This window comes from Serratia sp. JSRIV006, from assembly GCF_019968685.1.
Taxonomy (GTDB): domain Bacteria; phylum Pseudomonadota; class Gammaproteobacteria; order Enterobacterales; family Enterobacteriaceae; genus Chania; species Chania fonticola_B.
The window spans coordinates 2,471,136-2,486,984 of record NZ_CP074137.1 but is presented as its reverse complement, the minus strand read 5'-3'; the positions used below and the strand labels follow the sequence as shown (position 1 = coordinate 2,486,984).

Sequence of the window (15,849 nt, the reverse complement as noted above, 5' to 3'; positions counted from 1 at the left end):
TTGATCTCACTCTTCATGATAGGCCTCGCTGAATACCGCGTGCGATGGCGACCAATCGCAATACGTGTCCGTTTCGACGTGGCCGAAAATCGCTTTGCAACGGCGTATGTGCGCACAGTCCCCACAAGTTTTGCCCACAGGAAGCTTCATTTTGTCCGGGTCGGATGGGTCAAAATTGAGTTCGCTCATCACCTGTACTCCCAAGACACGCCAGCTTTTACCAACTGTCGACAATGCCGAATGATGACAGAGCGGGTTATTTCCCCGCCCAGCCGCCACGGTGAGTAGAATGGAGATTCATCAACTTTCTCTCTTTCATCGCCCACCCAACCCGCCGCATCAAGTGCATTCCCCATCCCTGCCCAATCTGTGGTTTGGTCTATCAGTGAACGATGCAGCAAGTAAAACGCATCGTAGCTATCAGCCTCACCCCAATAATCCACGGTGGTCACTGTCCATTCGTCATTGCTATAGCCCCACTCCAATTCGAAAGCGTCAGCGGGGTATTGGCGAGGCATGAGAGCTATCAGCAGACGCATTGCCTCTGTGCTGAATTTCTTTTCAATGCGGGCTTTGCGATTGTCATAACGGCGCTTGCTCATATCCGGCCCTCCCTCAGCTCGACCAGATACCCGCGAACATATTTTGAAAACGCCTCTCTCCGCTCTATTTGGCCGTAGAAGAATGGCCCTTCCATGATTTTTGCTGTTTCGGCGTCCCAGGCATCGGCGAGCTTCTCAACGCCTATAGCCTCGATGCGGGTCAGTGCGGCATAGGTGGCGGGAAAGCTCAATTCCTCAGCACACGGGATTACCTCGCCGTAGATACGTTCCATTGCCTGCTCCCAGCCGTATTGCATGGCATCGTAGCGATCAGTGATACCGCGGTCTTCTAAGCCACACCCCATACTTTCAGGGTGATACTGGGGCTCGTTATCCAAGTTAGTAACGGAGTCGATGATGGCTTTCGTCGCCGCATTCTCTGCAGTTAGTGCCAGGTTATCGTCCATGAGGCTCTTTACCGTCGCCTCTACAGGATCGGTGTAACCTGATAGTGCATCGCTGGCCCATTGCTGCATACGTTCGCCTTCGGTCGCCGGGTCCATTTTTCTGATGCCTGCCAGCGTTTGAACGTGATTTGCGTTTATTGCAACAACAGCATCAAGTTGCCGCTTGAGCTGCTCGTAATCTTCAAACTTTATGTAGCTACCAGCCGTATTTACGTACATTTCTGGCGAGCCAGTAACGAAGCCGACATCAGGTTCAAAACGTGTTGGTGAATTAGTCATGACCTTGATCCTTTGTCTGGATATCGTCGCCTTCAAAGCAATCAAAAATGATGCATAAGACCCATGCGATAACGATGGCTGTGATAGCCCAAATAGCGCCGCCAGGTTCTTTTATCAGTTCCCAAAACTCAGCCATTGGTTACCTCCAACAAACGATGAACCCGGTTCAGGTGTTTGAGTAATTGCTCATCACGCCGTGCACCGGCTTTCTGTTGCTTAATGCGTTCGCGCAGATGGGTGATCGTTGGAATAACCAGCGTCTCGGTATTTGATTCAACTGCTGGCGTTCGGGGTGCAACTGGCGCTGCGCGGAAAACAGCTTTCAGCGTTGGAACATCCACCGTTTTAACCGCGGGCGCCGGTGCTGCAATTTTTTCAGGTTCAGCCCTTGCAGGCGTCACTTCAGCGCCGGGCATCATGTAACGGAATTTACCGCTGGCTGACTTGCGCACAACCTTCCCGCGACTGGTGGCCATTGCCAGGGAAGATGCAACGCGACGTGCCGTAACACCCGCAACGGCAGCGAGCTCCTCGGCCGTCATTGGTCCCTTTTCTGCGATGATATTGATCAGGTCCTCAGCTTTGATGCTTACTGGCTTAGTTTCGGTTTTCCCCACATGTCCTGAGGCATTTCCGGTCACCAGCTCCCAACAATTGCCATCTTTCTTTACCACCTCGGCCTCTTTGAGTTCCCAGAGCTGATCAATAACTTCCTGTCGTTCCATACCCAACCGCGCAGCGATTTCGATGGACGAGGCTTTACCCATCGCTTTCAGTGCATCAATGATCGTTTCCATCATGCGTTACCCCGCACAGCGGCCAGCGCCTGATCGAACATTTTGTGCAAATGGCAGAACCGCAGTTCAACTGGGTTGAAGTGCCAGAGCCTTTTATCACTGGTGGTGTTTTGAGAATTAGAACGATAATTTACCTCCCCTCGCGTAATAAAACTTTCGCTGGCACTGATCAGTGTGTAACGCGCCTTATTCCCCTGGCTTTTGACAACAATTTCAGCGTGGGGAGATCGAACCATATTCCTCAGTCGAGTGAGGATTGACATGCGAGTGAGGTCACCATCGGGATAAGCATGGTGTGCCAGCTCGTATATTTCGCTGGTACTCAGTTCCTTGCCCAAGATCAGATCGACGAATTGCCTAGTTGTAATTCTGGTTTTTTTGGTCATTGGTTTATGCTCCGGCTTATTTCTTGTCTTTGACGCTTGAACGTATCCTGGCCAACATTTCATCCCCGCGCTGACGGTATCGGCCATCGGGATCGGCCTGTTGGGAATAACCTGGGGGCGGTGGCCCTTTTATTTCAGCCCGGCGAACGGGGGGAATTGAATACCCCTGCTCAACTTTCTTGGCCCATTTTTCCAACTGGCGAACAGCCAAGTTTTTCAGCTCGACCTCAGAAAGTTTTCGGCCTACACCCTGGCGACGCATTTCAATGCAAATGTGGTACAACACGTCGCTTTTCCAATTGAAATCCTCGGAACTGTTGTACCGCCAAGCCCCGTTGCGCCATCGCCAGTATTCATCCACAACGTCAGCAGCACTGAAGCCCAAAATGCTTGGCGTTGTCTCACCGACGATTGCCACGAACTCGGCAAGGTCAGGCGGCCAATGGTGACCTGCGTTGCAACGCTCGATACAGCGCGCTGTTGCTGCACTTAGTTGGCTATTCGAGAGCTTTGAAATCATTTGGACCCAGGCCGTCGAGGGTGTGGTGCCGTTCTTCCGGAGCCACCGTTGGGAATAAATCTTCGCCATTGTCTCCCAAAGGCTCCAAGCCACATCTGGCACGTTCGGCATTCCGGGCGGCCCGGACTTGTTGTAATGGGTCGGTGGTTTGTACATTTGCATTTGAACCTCGTGATTGCTTGATGGTGTTTTGCTGCAAGAACTGAGCGAGAGAACGCTCAAATTTTTGCTCCCATTGCGATTGCTGCAGTTCGCTACGTTCGGCTTGCCAGAACACGACAAAGTCAGCCAAAGCAGCGGCGAAAATATCCGGTGGCACTTCCGGCCATTGGGTTATTGCCGGTCGCCAGTTTTGAAACATGGGGAACGGTCGATCATCAGGTAAAATCTCTCCCTCACACGCATGCGCGTTGTGTGGGGTTTTATCTTTTAGATCTTTATCTTTATCTTTATCTTTATCTGGTGTGACATTGCGTGACGCGTTGTGACGGGCTTCTTTCTCCTTGGCTAGTCGCTGCCGTTCACGCTGAGCATTTTTACGTTCTGCGGCAGACTTGGCGCCGGTTTCAGGGTTGCCAGAGTCTTCACGTTTAACCTGCCGTTTCTTCCAACCAGTGAGATCTTTCCCGTCCAAAACTCTGCCTTGCATAGCTTCTAAAATCTGCCCAATGTCACGCTCGGTCACGTCGAGCGCACTTGCTAAATCTTCGTGCGTGACATCTGCGTGACCTCGCGTGACACTCTGTGATGCGCTGACTAACAGGTGCAAATATGTCGCCTGTACTAGTGCCACAGGCTGCCCCGACAATCTGGCTATAGTTCGCCATTTGGGGTCATTCGGCATGTCGTGCCAGAGCCGCAACCATGAATTAGCCATCTGAACTACCTTTGTTTTTGCTGATGCTGCTGCACTGCTTTCACCGACGCCCCATGCGACGCCCTGGTACATGCGGACGGTCTGGCTTGCCCTTCACCCGCTTTAGCGGCTTTGCGTACGTCTTTGCGACCGCAAGGCTGCTAGCGATGGTCGCATTTGGGTATGCCAGGTAATGATTGGCGCCGTGGACTGCGGCAGAACGCGCGACTTCAACAGAAAATCCATTACTTACCAGTTGATCGCGGATCTGCGCTTCAACTTGTTCTCTTGAAAAATTAGCCATTGGTTTATGCTCCGATCGTTAAAAACAGCCGCTGAATACTGCGGCAGCGCTGGCCATAACTGCAGCCCACCGATCCGGCGGTGCCAGCCTTACCAGCGATTCAATGCCCTCGCGGATTTCTTTCTCCAGCTCACGCAACGGTGCGCCGAGTAATGCCGCTTGTTTGGCATCCGCGCATTCTTTGATGGCGTCGGCCACCAGTTCAAGCTTGGTTTTCCCCTGCTTCAATCCGTATTTTCTGGCTATCTCTATCGGCATCACGTCGGCAATTACCGGCGCCAGCTGCAGGACGTAACCGGCGTACTTCTCAGTACGGTGCGGGTTGTCCAACCAGCGGAAAATGTTCTGTCTGTTGTTACGGTCAGAATTCCCCAATTGGAGGCATTTACCGTCACGTCGAAACCATTCATCGGTGATCAACTTTGCGATAGTTTCCTGTGCCCGGCCCGGCAGCGTGCTCTGCCAATCCTCGACGGCCAGCCGCACCGCCTCGGGTTTGACGCTGGCACGGCGGCGCATGGAAGATTGATTTTCTGAACTCAGGCGCTGGCCACTCGCCCTGATAGCATTTGCAAATGACATGGTTAACCCTCAACAATCGGCCAGTCTTCCTGTGGTTGGACAGGTATTCCATCGGTTGGGTTTGGATAAAGATCCGGACGCAACTCATGGGGAGTTACGCCTGTTACTTGGAAAATGGAAAGCACCCTGTCGGAAGGCACACCATTTTTTTTCCACAGGCAAACAGCCATTCGGCTTACGCCTAATGCCTTGCCTAACGTATTTGCGTTTCCGTGTTTGCGGATTGCGTTGTTGATACCAGTCATTACGACCTCCGTATTAGTTACGGTGGAAGTAAAGCATTTATTTACCAAATGATCAAGCAAGTCAATCATTGCAGATGTAAAGCAATGATTTACAATAGAGCCTATGACTACGAACACAGAACAACCTGACCTGATAAGCAGACTCACTGAGATAAACCAAAAAGGCATATCCAAAGCTGATATGGCGCGCATTGCCGGGGTTAGTAAGCAAGCAGTAAGCGGTTGGTTTAGGACAGGTACAATTAGCAAAAAATCTGCTCTTGCTATTGCTGAAGCGGCAGGCGTTTCTGTTGCATGGTTATATGGTGAGAGTGTCGAAAAAAAGAGCGGACTCGGTGCTGATGAGATGGAGTTGCTTAGGCTCTATCGCCAGCTCCCAGAACCTGAACAAAGAAATATGATCGCCGTTTTTGGCGCTCGACTGAAAGAATTGGATGAGTATGTAGAAAAGTACGCTCGCAAAAGGATCAAGGGTGTTGAGTAGTATCGAGGCAGGCAAGAAAAGCCCCACAAATCCCCGATAAAATAATCTGAGACGTACCGAAGGCCAGAGGGCTGACATAAACCCTCTGGCCTTTAACATTTTCGGCCACACTCCAACCGCCCTCCCGAGGCGGTTTTTTTACAACCAAAAAACCTCACATAAAAATTTACTTGATCAAATAGTAAAGATATTGTTTACTTGTTCCATCAGGCAGCCGCTGCGGCGACTGTAGAAGTGAAATCAGCAGCAGGTGAAAACGTTCTGACAGCCAGGAAAGACTGGCGAGCATAAACCAATGTTCAACCAATCAGCAGAGGGGTAGCCAATGATCAGCACTACCGTTCCACACAGTGGTAAAGCAACCAACTACCGCAACAAGCGCACCGGCGCTGCATGGGTGGCACATTACGATATCCATTGCCAAGTGTATCGGTTCGAGCCTACCGGCAACCTTCGGGCGATCAAGTCGCCGTTTGAATCTCGCAGTATTCCGCCATATTTCGAACCGGCTGGCACCCACTGAAAGTGCAACACCAGGGAACGGTCGTATATTCCCGCGCGCAGATGTAGGTAATACGACGCCGGAAACGTAACCGGCAACCTAATTATTTTTAATTCAGCTTATTAATTAAGCCATGGATCCCCATTACCTAAAACCGGAGTATGACCAATGAGCAAGACTGTTATTTTTAAATTAGAGCAGGTCAGCAATAACATCGCCAAAGTAGTTTCAAACAGCGAAACTGCTGGTTACATCGCACTACCTGATAACGAACATCAAAACCAGCAACCTTTCGCCATCACCCACAATGGCAAAGATATTGGCTATGAGCATTGTGAGGTATGTGCGATCGAAGCCGTTATCCGCCGCTTTGAACGCATTCCCCTTTCGGTAGAAATCAACCTCATTACGCCTAAAGAGGTCGCCCGTTCTGTAAGCATCAACGTGGTATCCATTCACTGATTGCTGTGTGTGGTCTTCCCCCGCCGTCGTTGGCGGGGCTTTTTGAAGCTATTGAAATACGTCCTGCGTTTCCTATCTGGGGGCGTAAATTCGCAGGGCGTATTTCAATATCAACCTGATGATCAATGGAGAGTAGATATATGGCTATCGACATTACCATAAAAGTAGAAAGCATTGGCTCAATTGAAAAAACCGGATTTCGCTCAAATTTAGAAGTAGAACTTAACTCCGCTGAATTAACAGAGGCTGTTGATGCGAAAGCCATTGTCGGTGAATACGACAAAGACGAATTGCTTGAAGCAATTGGTGAAGAGTATATCCAGGAATGGTTAGAGGAACAGGGATTCACAGTTACCAATGGTGACCAATTATGATGTTTTCACCATCTGCTGCAATCGATGCACAAAAGAAGTATTGCGCTGAAAATCGCCTACCTTTATTTGCACCTCGTGACGGCATTTGCAATCGCTGCACAAATAATATTTACCGGCAAAAAGTTTCACATGGGTACAAAACGGGCATCTCAGTTGAAGCCGCTGGCACTACGCATGTTCTCGACTGCCCGCATTGCAGCCTCAGTTACTGCAATTAGAAGTAAAAGGCCCGCCAAGGCGGGCCAGTGCCGGTTTAACGTCCCGGCGACGGGTTACCGGGGAACCACCCCCAGCAACCGGAGCATAAACCAATGACCACTATCGCAGTCAATGATCGACTGCATTCTACCTAAATTCAGGAGAACTGCATAATGCAAAATGTTGCCGCCTATCTATACCGGGCAAAACAAAAGTCAGGTAAGCCTCATCTCTATGTTCATTTCGAAGCAAAGTCAGACGACCATGCCGAAACGAAGCGTGATTATCTTTTTATGGAAGCTGGGTATTCCAAAGCCGATTATTTTACCCCACTACGCATTAACTTCCCTGTTGTTGACGGTCTGCCAGTAGATGGCGCATTCAGTGAGTCATTCTGGTTATCTTGGGCACTTGAAGGAGATTCTGGGCGTACTTGTTTTCCGCGCGACAAAGTTGATCCTTCTGTCGCGATCCCTAAGCTTTACCCCTACATGCTCAAGGCCGACACGGATACACCGGCAAAAACACCTGAGCCGCCAGCCAAGGAAGAAACCACATTTTCCGCAATAGACCTCGACAAGCATACTGTGATTGCCGCCGCATGGCTGTTTGGCCGTGACTGCATGAAAATGACAGGGGAGCAGTTGAAAGCAGCAACCAGGCTTATGATGGATGACTCGCAGCGTTACCCGCAAAACGTCATCATGGCCCTCTCCAATCTTAAGGGGTTCGATTACGTTTACCCGGACATGCCGATAGTGGCCATTGCAGCCATAAAGACTATCTGGCCACCATTCGATAAAGCGCCAGAACTGGGTAAACTTAGTCAGTTCGCAACCGAATACCTGAATGCGAAAGTAGATGATCGCCAGTCTGTCATTTCCAAGTGGCAGACGTCGCCCAGCGCCGCAAATAACTCACAAGTAGAATTGCCGCGCACGTCGTCCGGCGCACTGGCCGGCACAGGCAAGAATCCAGTCTACGGCACGCCAATAGCGTCCTTTAGCGAACTTGAAACAGTCACCTACCTTGCGCACTACCCATCCGATTTTGATATCAGCAGGCCGCCAATCGGCATTGTTAATGCAGTAAAAGAGATGAAAACGCGCAAAGAAAAGTCCCCATTAGCATGGTATGGACAGTTGTCCGAAACCCCCGGCATTCTGGACTTTTCCCGTGAGGCCGTTGGTACGCTTATCCGCAATGCGCCGGAAACCCTCCACCTAACACCTGGCCCACTACGCGACTATATCAATGCGAACCTGATCGAGATTGACGCCAAAACAGCGAAGGTAAAAAACCATGCTCAAACCCAATCGCTGCCGCAGGGCGAGGCAGACTCACTGGTTGATGAACAGCTTGCGAATGAAACGCTGGCAGGCGCAGCAACAAGTGCTGGCAGCGCGTCGCTGGCGGGCGAACTGACAGCAAGTAATGCCTCAAATGATGGCGAAAAAGAAGAGGTGGACGCCGCTAAGGATCTTGACCCAACAACTCGCAGCGCGTGGCTGCGGCGTGAAATCATGACAGCCCTTGACGGCAAAACGTCAGTGATGAGCGTGGATGATGTCAAAGAGTTGATGGTAAACGTGGGCGATCTTAACCACGTATACCTTGCCAGGCTGTTAACAAAAGAAATAGAGCCCTGCGATCCTTTCAAGCAGTTGGCCAAGGACGATATTTATCACCTCACCTGCGATGTGCTTGAGGGTTGGGCCGACGATAAAGAAGAACGCTGCCAACTTATCGATGAACGCGTTGAGTTCTGTCTGAAAGAAGCGCGCCAAACGTTGGAACAGGCAGACGTCGCTGGTCAGCATAAAAACGCTGAACTGGCGCGCCATGATGCCTCAAATGGGGGAGAAAAAACGGAAGTCGCCCAGCAGCAGCCTGCTGGCGAATTGCACGCCATGGGCAGCGGCAAGTTTGATGTATCTGAATTGTTCGCGACATCACCACTGGCCAACGTTGATAACGCAGCATCAACCGATTTGCGGGAAAATGAGGATCTGACAACCAAGGATGTTCGGGAATTCCTGGATTCGTCAACCAAACCAGCAGATTTGTCAGGCGAATGCGCGCCAGCCGCACAGGAAGTACCTGTCGCCACGGCACCAGCATATTTCGAACCTGGCCGGTACCACGATATCCCGAACGACGTTTACCACGCTGCTAACGGTATCAGCAGCACTATGCTGAAAGATGCCCGCGTTTCATTGATGTATTTCAACGCTCGTCACGTCGCAAAAACCATCAAGAAAGTGCACTCAAAAGTTCTCGACTTGGGCAACCTGGTGCACACCATGGCGCTGGAGCCTGAAAAGCTGGAACAAGAATTCAGCATCGAACCAATTATCCCCAAAGGTGCGTTTACCACCACCGCATCGATGCGCGAATTTATCGATAAGCACAATGCCAGTCTGCCAAAAATGACAGATTCTGACACGCTGCGCTCGATCATTGATGCACATAACGCCACGCTGCAGACACCTTATGCCTTGGGCGGAAATGCTGACGAAATCGGGCAGTTCTATACCCTGCTACCGGCCGAGTTTCAGCGGATTGGGGAGGATCAAAAGCCAACTGCAACAGCGATGAAAGCTTGCATCAAGGAATACAACGCCACGCTGCGGACTCCACTGAAAACAAGCGGCGGCCGCGAAGCATTGCTTGAACAATTGGCAATCATCGATCCTGAATTCGTAAAACTTGAACTGGCCATTCCTTCCCCGCTAGCGGTCAGCGGCAGCAAAGAGGATATGGCCGCCCGCATTAAGACAATTTTACCGAACGCTGTTTTTGCCGACGAACTAATCGAGCAGTGGCGCAACACTGACGACGATCGCGTACTCGTGACCCAGCAGCAAATGCAGGAGGCCAAGGCCATTCAACACGCCTTATTCAACCATCCATCATCCGGGCCAATGCTGCAACACTCTCAGCGCACCGTTGAAGCCAGCTATTTCGGGTATGACGAGGATACCGGTATGGAGATCCGCGTGCGCCCTGACCTTGAAATTGACCTTGATGGCGTCCGCATTGGGTTTGACCTTAAGACTATCAGCATGTGGAGTGTCAAGCAGGGAGCCGTTAGAGCGAGGCTGCACAGAGAAATCATTGAACGCGACTACCACCTTAGCGCAGCGATGTATTCCGATGTCGCGGCTTTCGATCAGTTCTTTTGGATTTTCGTGAACAAGGACGAGGGCTACAACTGGGTGGCGATCGTTGAAGCATCACCCGACCTGCTAGAACTTGGCCGCCTTGAGTACAAAGAGGTGTTGCGCGACATCAAACAAGCGTACGACACCAACATATGGCCAGCGCCGATCACTGAAGAAATTGTGGACGACCTGAACGATTTTGACCGCCGCCGCCTTGAAGCGCTGCGCGTAGCTTAAGGAGCATGCCAATGACCAACCAACTCGCATTGATTCAGAAAGATTTAGCAGCAGAGCTAGCACCGGCCAAGGAAATTTTGCCGAGCCATGTCAGCTTTGAAAAATTCACCACCGCCGCGGCGGTGGCACTAGCCAACAATAGCGATTTATTGGGTGCCGACCGCCAAAGCGTTATTAATGCCCTTTCATCTTGTGCAAAAGACGGCTTGATCCCTGATAACCGTGAAGCCGCGCTAATCGTGTACAAGACGAAAAACGCTAACGGCCAATGGATACCTAAAGCGCAGTACCTGCCGATGATCGACGGCGTGATGAAACGGGCTCGCCAGTCCGGCGAAGTCTCAGTGATCGCCACACGAGCCTGGTACAAGAACGATCAATTCCGCGTCTGGATGGACGAAAACGGTGAGCACATTTTTTACGAGCCGAACCTACTGGATCGCGGCGAACTTGTCGGCGCGTTCGCCTATGCCAAGATGAAATCCGGCGAGCTGCAATTTGAAGTGATGAATTTGGATGATATTGAAAAGGTCCGCGCAGCCAGCAAAAACAGCGACAAAGGGCCATGGGTCGACTGGTATGAGTCAATGGCGCGAAAATCGGTGATGCACCGCCTCTGCCGCCGCCTGCCGAACAACTCCGAGATGATGGAAATGCTCGAACGCGGGCAAGAAATGGTTTGGCAGAAAGAAAAAGACGTCACTCCGGATACACGCGTAACCGCCGGACAGTTGATTGGGGCGGCAGATAAGGCACCAGAGCCTATTACTGAAAATTCAGCACCTGAAAAGATTGCTAATGACATTCGCGGCAGCATCGACAAGATAACTACCCCGGCACAGGCAACTGACCTTCGCGCATCGGTTGAAGAATTGAAAGCACAGTTGGGGATCACTCTCTACACCGAGCTGAAAAACAAAATCGTGAGGCAGCACCACCGTCTGAACGCGATTGCAGCCCTGGGTGCGTCGATCGATACGGCTGGCAAGAACGGCGGCACAACGAACCAGGAGCGCGCCGAACTGGGAGCACTGTTGCATCGCTCCGAGCGCTTTCTTAGCGCTGATGAGGTTCAGCGCTATCAACAGGCGATCGATGACCTGTCGCCGTCGCAGGAGGCGGCATGCTGACGCTCATTGGCTTTGTCCTGCTGGTCAGCCCATGCGGCCAGGATGCATGCGACGCGCTGCCAGTATCCGAGCGGGTGTACTCGATCAAAGCTGAATGCGAGCAGGTGAAAGAAGCAATCCAGTTTCGTCGGCCACACGCCGTATTGTTTTGCAGCGAAGTATATAGATCTGAAAATTGATTTTTGAAAATCAAAACACAACCCTGACCACGATTAATATCGTGGTCGGTTGTGTGTAGGAGCATAACCAATGGCACGCACTCAAATATTAATGGAGTGGGCAATAGATGAGTTTGGGAAAGAAAATTGCCCTAGTTATTCAACGCTTCTTTTGTATGCAAAAAATAAAATGATATACCCGCCTCCTCAAAAAGCTGGGCGCTATTGGCGCGTAGAGAAAGGGGCAAGATTTACCGGGTTAGTCTGCCAGCCAGAGATAAAAAAAAGCGACGACCCCCGCCTATTGAGGATTTTATCTGATGGCAAGACCACGTAAATACAACGTCGATGTTCCTGGTCTTTCCTGCTATACGGACGCCAGAACAAAAAAAGTGTACTGGCGTTACAAACACCCTATTACTAAAAAATTTCATGGGTTAGGTGATAACGAAGAAGAGGCAGCAGCAATAGCAAAAGACGCCAACACCAGGTTATCCGAGCAGTTGCTGCGTAACACACTCGCCGTTCGTGACAAGTTGAGCCGCGCCGTTGGCGGCAGTATAAGCGTTTCAACGTGGCTCGATCGTTACCTTAAAATCCAAGAAGAGAGGATGCAGGCAAACGAAATCACAAAAAATACCGTTAAGCAGAAGCTTGCCCCAGTCAAAGCAATGCGGGCAGCATTGGCAACAAAACCGATCCGGGAAGTTGATACACGAGATATTGCTGACATTCTGGACGATTACAAAAATCGGGGCCATTCAAGAATGGCTCAGGTAGTACGCACGACACTGATCGATGTATTCAAGGAGGCTCAGCACGCTGGCGAAGTCCCGCCAGGCTACAACCCTGCAGAAGCCACAAAGAACCCATATAACAGGATAGATCGGGAACGGATGATCCTAGAGGAGTTCAACGCAATGCTAGCAGTGATCGCGCCACCATTTGAGTACATGAAAAACGCAATGCTGCTGGCCCTCGTTACTGGGCAGCGTGAGGGTGACATCAGCAAGATGCAGTTTTCCGACATCTGGGATGATCATTTGCACGTTGAGCAGATAAAAACCGGCGCGAAGGTGGCGATCCCGCTATCTCTCCACTGCACCGCCATTGGCATGACGCTGGGGCAGGTGATCGCGCAATGCCGCGATAATATCGTCAGCCCGCATCTGGTTCACTACACACACAATACGGCGATGGCTCGCCGTGGTGGAATGGTCACGGCCAATACAATAAGTAGCAGCTTCAAAAAAATACGGGATCTGTCTGGCTTGGTTTGGGATAAGGGCACCCCACCCAGTTTTCACGAAATCCGCTCGCTTGCGGAACGTCTGTACAGGGAACAAAAAGTGAATACCAAGGATTTGTTGGGGCATAAATCCCAACGTCAAACCGACCGTTACAATGATGATCGAGGGAAGGAATGGAGGGTTGTGAATATTTAAGCTGTAGTCTAAAAATCAAAACAATAAAAATTTTGCCAGGGATGGCAGATTCCAAGTTGCAAAAAACAAAGCTGCATAAACTAATACCATGATACCAAATGAAATATAAAGAGTGGTTTTTCTGGTATTTATAGGTTTGAGAAAGTTAGCGCCATTCTCTTCCCTAGATGTGTAACGCTGAAGAACCTTAAGCCAACGCTCGCTCTCTCTTGAGCTTAAAACAGAATCCCTCCAATGCGCGGATATTTGAAGAACACAAGACAAGAGCAAATATCCCGCTAGAAACTTCACTAGAATGGCGAGTTCATGGCTATCAAGTAACTCCAGTAAATTTTTTTTATCAAACTTACTCAAAAATGAAAAACCAACAAAGGCAAGGATGCCTAGAATATCCCTCGTTATATTAGATATTAAATCTCTAACTTTTGAAGCATACATGTCAGCCTGAGAGCGCATATCTTTTAATAACTCTCTCATTTCTTTATGATATGCATCTTTTCTATCAAGGATTACAAATGCATAGCTATCCTGCGCTTGTTGCAATGCTTCATCAATGTTGACAAAAACCCCTTTAAAGACGGATTGCTCTATCTCAATATTTAATGAAAGCACATCCATAATTAATTGCAAGCGAGTTTCCGCTCGTTCTTTATAAGTCCAAACTACAGTCTTAACAAGTCTCTTTTGAAGCTCAACGCAGTCCACATCAATTAACTTATCTAAAACTTTAGTAACTAATTTTGTACCTTTGAATGAAACAGCATAGTAATCATCAAATTTCTTTAATTCGAATGCCATACATGCAATAAGGTTTCTTACACTCAATGCAATAAAAGCTTTTGCCAACGTGCTTTGTATGTCTCCCCAAGTCATCAGGTAGGTATTTGGTCTTATTTTCAAAAGAACATCAGAAGAAACCTTCACCAATTCAGAAACCTGAGTTGAGTTGGGTAGTGTAGGAGTATCCTCTTGGCCTTCTTCTTTTTTATAGTCTTTAACTGGAATTACACTTATACAATTCCCACCAAAAGGCTGATCAAGCCCAAATACCCAAATAAAAGTTTTTTCGTTGAAACGTGGTTCTAGATCACTAATTGGAGCTGCGAAGGGGTCTATTTCCTTAACCCATTCTAAAGCTCGTTGCTCAGACATAAATAAAATATTCTTTGAATCAAGCTCACCCTCAATTTTCAACTTTTCGGCAAGTAGGTTTTTACTAATCAATATTGACCAAGAACTATCCAATACACCGACGAAATCCAAAACTTCATCTGGATCTACAGATGAACCATTGACCGTCATAGTGGGACAGGACATTCCAAGCTCAGTACTAAGCCGCCCAAGCTCCTCACATAACTGAGCGATTTTGTCTGTAACGCTCTCCCCCTTCAAAGTTAAGCGATAGCTTTCTTCTGTTACAACATTGGAATGTTGAACTAGTTCGTTGATTTGTTTGATCATACCTACAATGCTATTCATGCTATTTCACCTTCGTTTCCACCCTATTAGTTTCAATGGTAATTATTTCCTTCCCATTGTCCAACTTCCGGCGCTGTATGCCGGCAGCTGCCGCATCACCTTCAAATGTAATTATTACACCTTCTGATGTCTCGTAGATTTGTTTTTTCTCTCTTCTACTTATTGACTCAGGTTTTGATGCGAACCGTTGGCCAGCAACGCCCGCGCTAGCCAACTTTTCATACAGCTCATTTGATAGAGTTTCATTAATTTTAGCATCATCATGTCTTACAACAGCAGCGATAAATGCTTCAGTATCAAAATGTTCATGCGCAGTGAAGAAACTAAAGGAGCGGCCAATCATAGTGTTGGCATCTTCACCTTCAGGGAGCAACTCAGCAGGCACTTGCCGAGCCCAAGCCCTAACTGCTCTATGGGCTTCCTTCGTAAGCACTGAAGCTGTTTGCCTCTCAGTAACGCCGAGGAAAGATCTAAAATAATCAGTTAACGTGGGGCTAACCCGATCATAGGCTAGCACATTCCATTTATGGGTACCTGACAGATCAATCAAGGCGCTTTTTTGCACTGACTGCTTACTCTCACTAAGAGCATTGGGAACCTCATTGATCACAGCAATTCTCTTTCCATCCTCCTCAACATACGAGTACGTTAGCGTCGCACTTTTATCGAGTTTAACGAGAAATAGAAGTTTTTTATAATCATTGGGGCTACTGAGATACGACACTACAGATACAACAAAGAGGCCATCTGAAGACGATCCCACATGTAACTTAGCAAAACTACGTGTTATATCACGTGAAATTTCTACAAACTTGGTAGCATCTTTCGTTAAATTATCACATTTGCTTGCCAAGCTATCAACATCATCAACAAATAAAAATTGGCTACCTTTTGCGCACTCTTTAAGTCTGCTTAGAAAAAATTCCTCTTGAGCTTTAGCAAGTTTTACTGAATCCAAAAAAATAGTTTTTTCATCATCTCCATCAGTCTGGATGATATGGAAGATAAAATCGTTAATTTTTAATGACTCAATTTGCGCTTTACTGAGCACTGATTCAATTGCTTTCGCCATCTTTATATTCCCTGTTCTAATGATTCCGTAAAACTATCACACTACTTATGTGTTTAGTATTAATGCAATCACGTTTTTACTAGAAATAATTGATAGCGAAAAGAGCTCACATTTCGTACAGTTTTGCAGAAGAGTTTTGCAGGGGTTTTGCAGAAGAATTTTTGGA

Annotated in this window: 21 protein-coding genes; 9 read left to right on the top strand and 12 right to left on the bottom strand. The window is 48.8% G+C overall.

Annotated features, from left to right (window positions below; genetic code table 11):
* Positions 1 to 6: 6 nt before the first annotated feature.
* The 10 genes from KGP16_RS11435 to KGP16_RS11390 form a co-directional block, all read right to left on the bottom strand.
* A complete protein-coding gene (locus tag KGP16_RS11435) occupies positions 7 to 189 on the bottom strand; it encodes a hypothetical protein (RefSeq protein ID WP_223499315.1) in 183 nt (60 codons plus the stop codon).
* Positions 189 to 602 (bottom strand): hypothetical protein, encoded by a 414-nt coding sequence (locus KGP16_RS11430; protein WP_223499314.1) that lies wholly within the window; start codon positions 600 to 602, stop codon positions 189 to 191. Before KGP16_RS11430 ends, KGP16_RS11435 begins: the two co-directional genes overlap by 1 nt.
* Positions 599 to 1,288, bottom strand: a complete 690-nt coding sequence (locus KGP16_RS11425; protein ID WP_223499313.1) for a hypothetical protein — start codon at positions 1,286 to 1,288, stop codon at positions 599 to 601. Before KGP16_RS11425 ends, KGP16_RS11430 begins: the two co-directional genes overlap by 4 nt.
* Positions 1,281 to 1,424, bottom strand: a complete 144-nt coding sequence (locus KGP16_RS11420) for a hypothetical protein (protein WP_223499312.1) — start codon at positions 1,422 to 1,424, stop codon at positions 1,281 to 1,283. The genes KGP16_RS11425 and KGP16_RS11420 overlap by 8 nt, the downstream gene beginning before the upstream one ends.
* The gene (locus tag KGP16_RS11415; protein WP_223499311.1) at positions 1,417 to 2,088 is read right to left on the bottom strand and encodes a DUF1627 domain-containing protein; all 672 of its coding nucleotides are present in this window, start codon (positions 2,086 to 2,088) and stop codon (positions 1,417 to 1,419) included. Before KGP16_RS11415 ends, KGP16_RS11420 begins: the two co-directional genes overlap by 8 nt.
* On the bottom strand, positions 2,085 to 2,471 hold the full coding sequence (locus KGP16_RS11410) for a hypothetical protein (protein WP_223499310.1): 387 nt from the start codon (positions 2,469 to 2,471) through the stop codon (positions 2,085 to 2,087). Before KGP16_RS11410 ends, KGP16_RS11415 begins: the two co-directional genes overlap by 4 nt.
* Positions 2,472 to 2,487: 16 nt before the next feature.
* A complete protein-coding gene (locus tag KGP16_RS11405; protein WP_223499309.1) occupies positions 2,488 to 2,991 on the bottom strand; it encodes a replication protein P in 504 nt (167 codons plus the stop codon).
* Positions 2,969 to 3,868, bottom strand: coding sequence for a DnaT-like ssDNA-binding domain-containing protein (locus KGP16_RS11400; RefSeq protein WP_223499308.1), 900 nt, complete (start codon positions 3,866 to 3,868; stop codon positions 2,969 to 2,971). Before KGP16_RS11400 ends, KGP16_RS11405 begins: the two co-directional genes overlap by 23 nt.
* Before the next feature lie 301 nt (positions 3,869 to 4,169).
* Complete coding sequence (locus KGP16_RS11395) at positions 4,170 to 4,733, bottom strand: toxin YdaT family protein (protein WP_209527538.1); 564 nt, start codon at positions 4,731 to 4,733, stop codon at positions 4,170 to 4,172.
* Between the two features lie 2 nt (positions 4,734 to 4,735).
* Positions 4,736 to 4,978, bottom strand: coding sequence for a YdaS family helix-turn-helix protein (locus KGP16_RS11390; protein ID WP_074032479.1), 243 nt, complete (start codon positions 4,976 to 4,978; stop codon positions 4,736 to 4,738).
* Between the two features lie 103 nt (positions 4,979 to 5,081).
* Between KGP16_RS11390 and KGP16_RS11385 the strand changes: the two genes are divergently transcribed.
* From KGP16_RS11385 to KGP16_RS11345, 9 genes are all read left to right on the top strand, one after another.
* Positions 5,082 to 5,462 (top strand): helix-turn-helix domain-containing protein, encoded by a 381-nt coding sequence (locus tag KGP16_RS11385; RefSeq protein ID WP_074032478.1) that lies wholly within the window; start codon positions 5,082 to 5,084, stop codon positions 5,460 to 5,462.
* Positions 5,463 to 5,787: 325 nt separating this feature from the next.
* Positions 5,788 to 5,985, top strand: coding sequence for a hypothetical protein (locus KGP16_RS11380; protein WP_081375925.1), 198 nt, complete (start codon positions 5,788 to 5,790; stop codon positions 5,983 to 5,985).
* 147 nt (positions 5,986 to 6,132) lie between these two features.
* Positions 6,133 to 6,426, top strand: coding sequence for a hypothetical protein (locus KGP16_RS11375; RefSeq protein WP_209527544.1), 294 nt, complete (start codon positions 6,133 to 6,135; stop codon positions 6,424 to 6,426).
* Positions 6,427 to 6,566: 140 nt separating this feature from the next.
* Positions 6,567 to 6,800 carry a hypothetical protein gene (locus tag KGP16_RS11370; RefSeq protein WP_223499307.1) on the top strand — a complete coding sequence of 78 codons (234 nt, stop codon included), beginning with the start codon at positions 6,567 to 6,569 and terminating at the stop codon, positions 6,798 to 6,800.
* A 371-nt stretch (positions 6,801 to 7,171) separates the two neighbouring features.
* Positions 7,172 to 10,399: a PD-(D/E)XK nuclease-like domain-containing protein gene (locus KGP16_RS11365; protein ID WP_223499306.1), complete on the top strand. Its 3,228-nt coding sequence runs from the start codon at positions 7,172 to 7,174 to the stop codon at positions 10,397 to 10,399.
* Positions 10,400 to 10,410: 11 nt separating this feature from the next.
* A complete protein-coding gene (locus KGP16_RS11360; protein ID WP_223499305.1) occupies positions 10,411 to 11,529 on the top strand; it encodes a recombinase RecT in 1,119 nt (372 codons plus the stop codon).
* The gene (locus KGP16_RS11355) at positions 11,523 to 11,708 is read left to right on the top strand and encodes a hypothetical protein (protein ID WP_223499304.1); all 186 of its coding nucleotides are present in this window, start codon (positions 11,523 to 11,525) and stop codon (positions 11,706 to 11,708) included. Before KGP16_RS11360 ends, KGP16_RS11355 begins: the two co-directional genes overlap by 7 nt.
* 70 nt (positions 11,709 to 11,778) lie before the next feature.
* Positions 11,779 to 12,024: an excisionase gene (locus KGP16_RS11350; protein WP_223499303.1), complete on the top strand. Its 246-nt coding sequence runs from the start codon at positions 11,779 to 11,781 to the stop codon at positions 12,022 to 12,024.
* Positions 12,005 to 13,132 (top strand): phage integrase Arm DNA-binding domain-containing protein, encoded by a 1,128-nt coding sequence (locus KGP16_RS11345; protein ID WP_223499636.1) that lies wholly within the window; start codon positions 12,005 to 12,007, stop codon positions 13,130 to 13,132. Before KGP16_RS11350 ends, KGP16_RS11345 begins: the two co-directional genes overlap by 20 nt.
* Positions 13,133 to 13,147: 15 nt before the next feature.
* Here KGP16_RS11345 and KGP16_RS11340 read toward each other — a convergent pair whose 3' ends face one another.
* On the bottom strand, positions 13,148 to 14,611 hold the full coding sequence (locus tag KGP16_RS11340) for a hypothetical protein (protein ID WP_223499302.1): 1,464 nt from the start codon (positions 14,609 to 14,611) through the stop codon (positions 13,148 to 13,150).
* Between the two features lies 1 nt (position 14,612).
* A complete protein-coding gene (locus KGP16_RS11335; protein WP_223499301.1) occupies positions 14,613 to 15,683 on the bottom strand; it encodes a nucleoid-associated protein in 1,071 nt (356 codons plus the stop codon).
* Between the last annotated feature and the right edge of the window lie 166 nt (positions 15,684 to 15,849).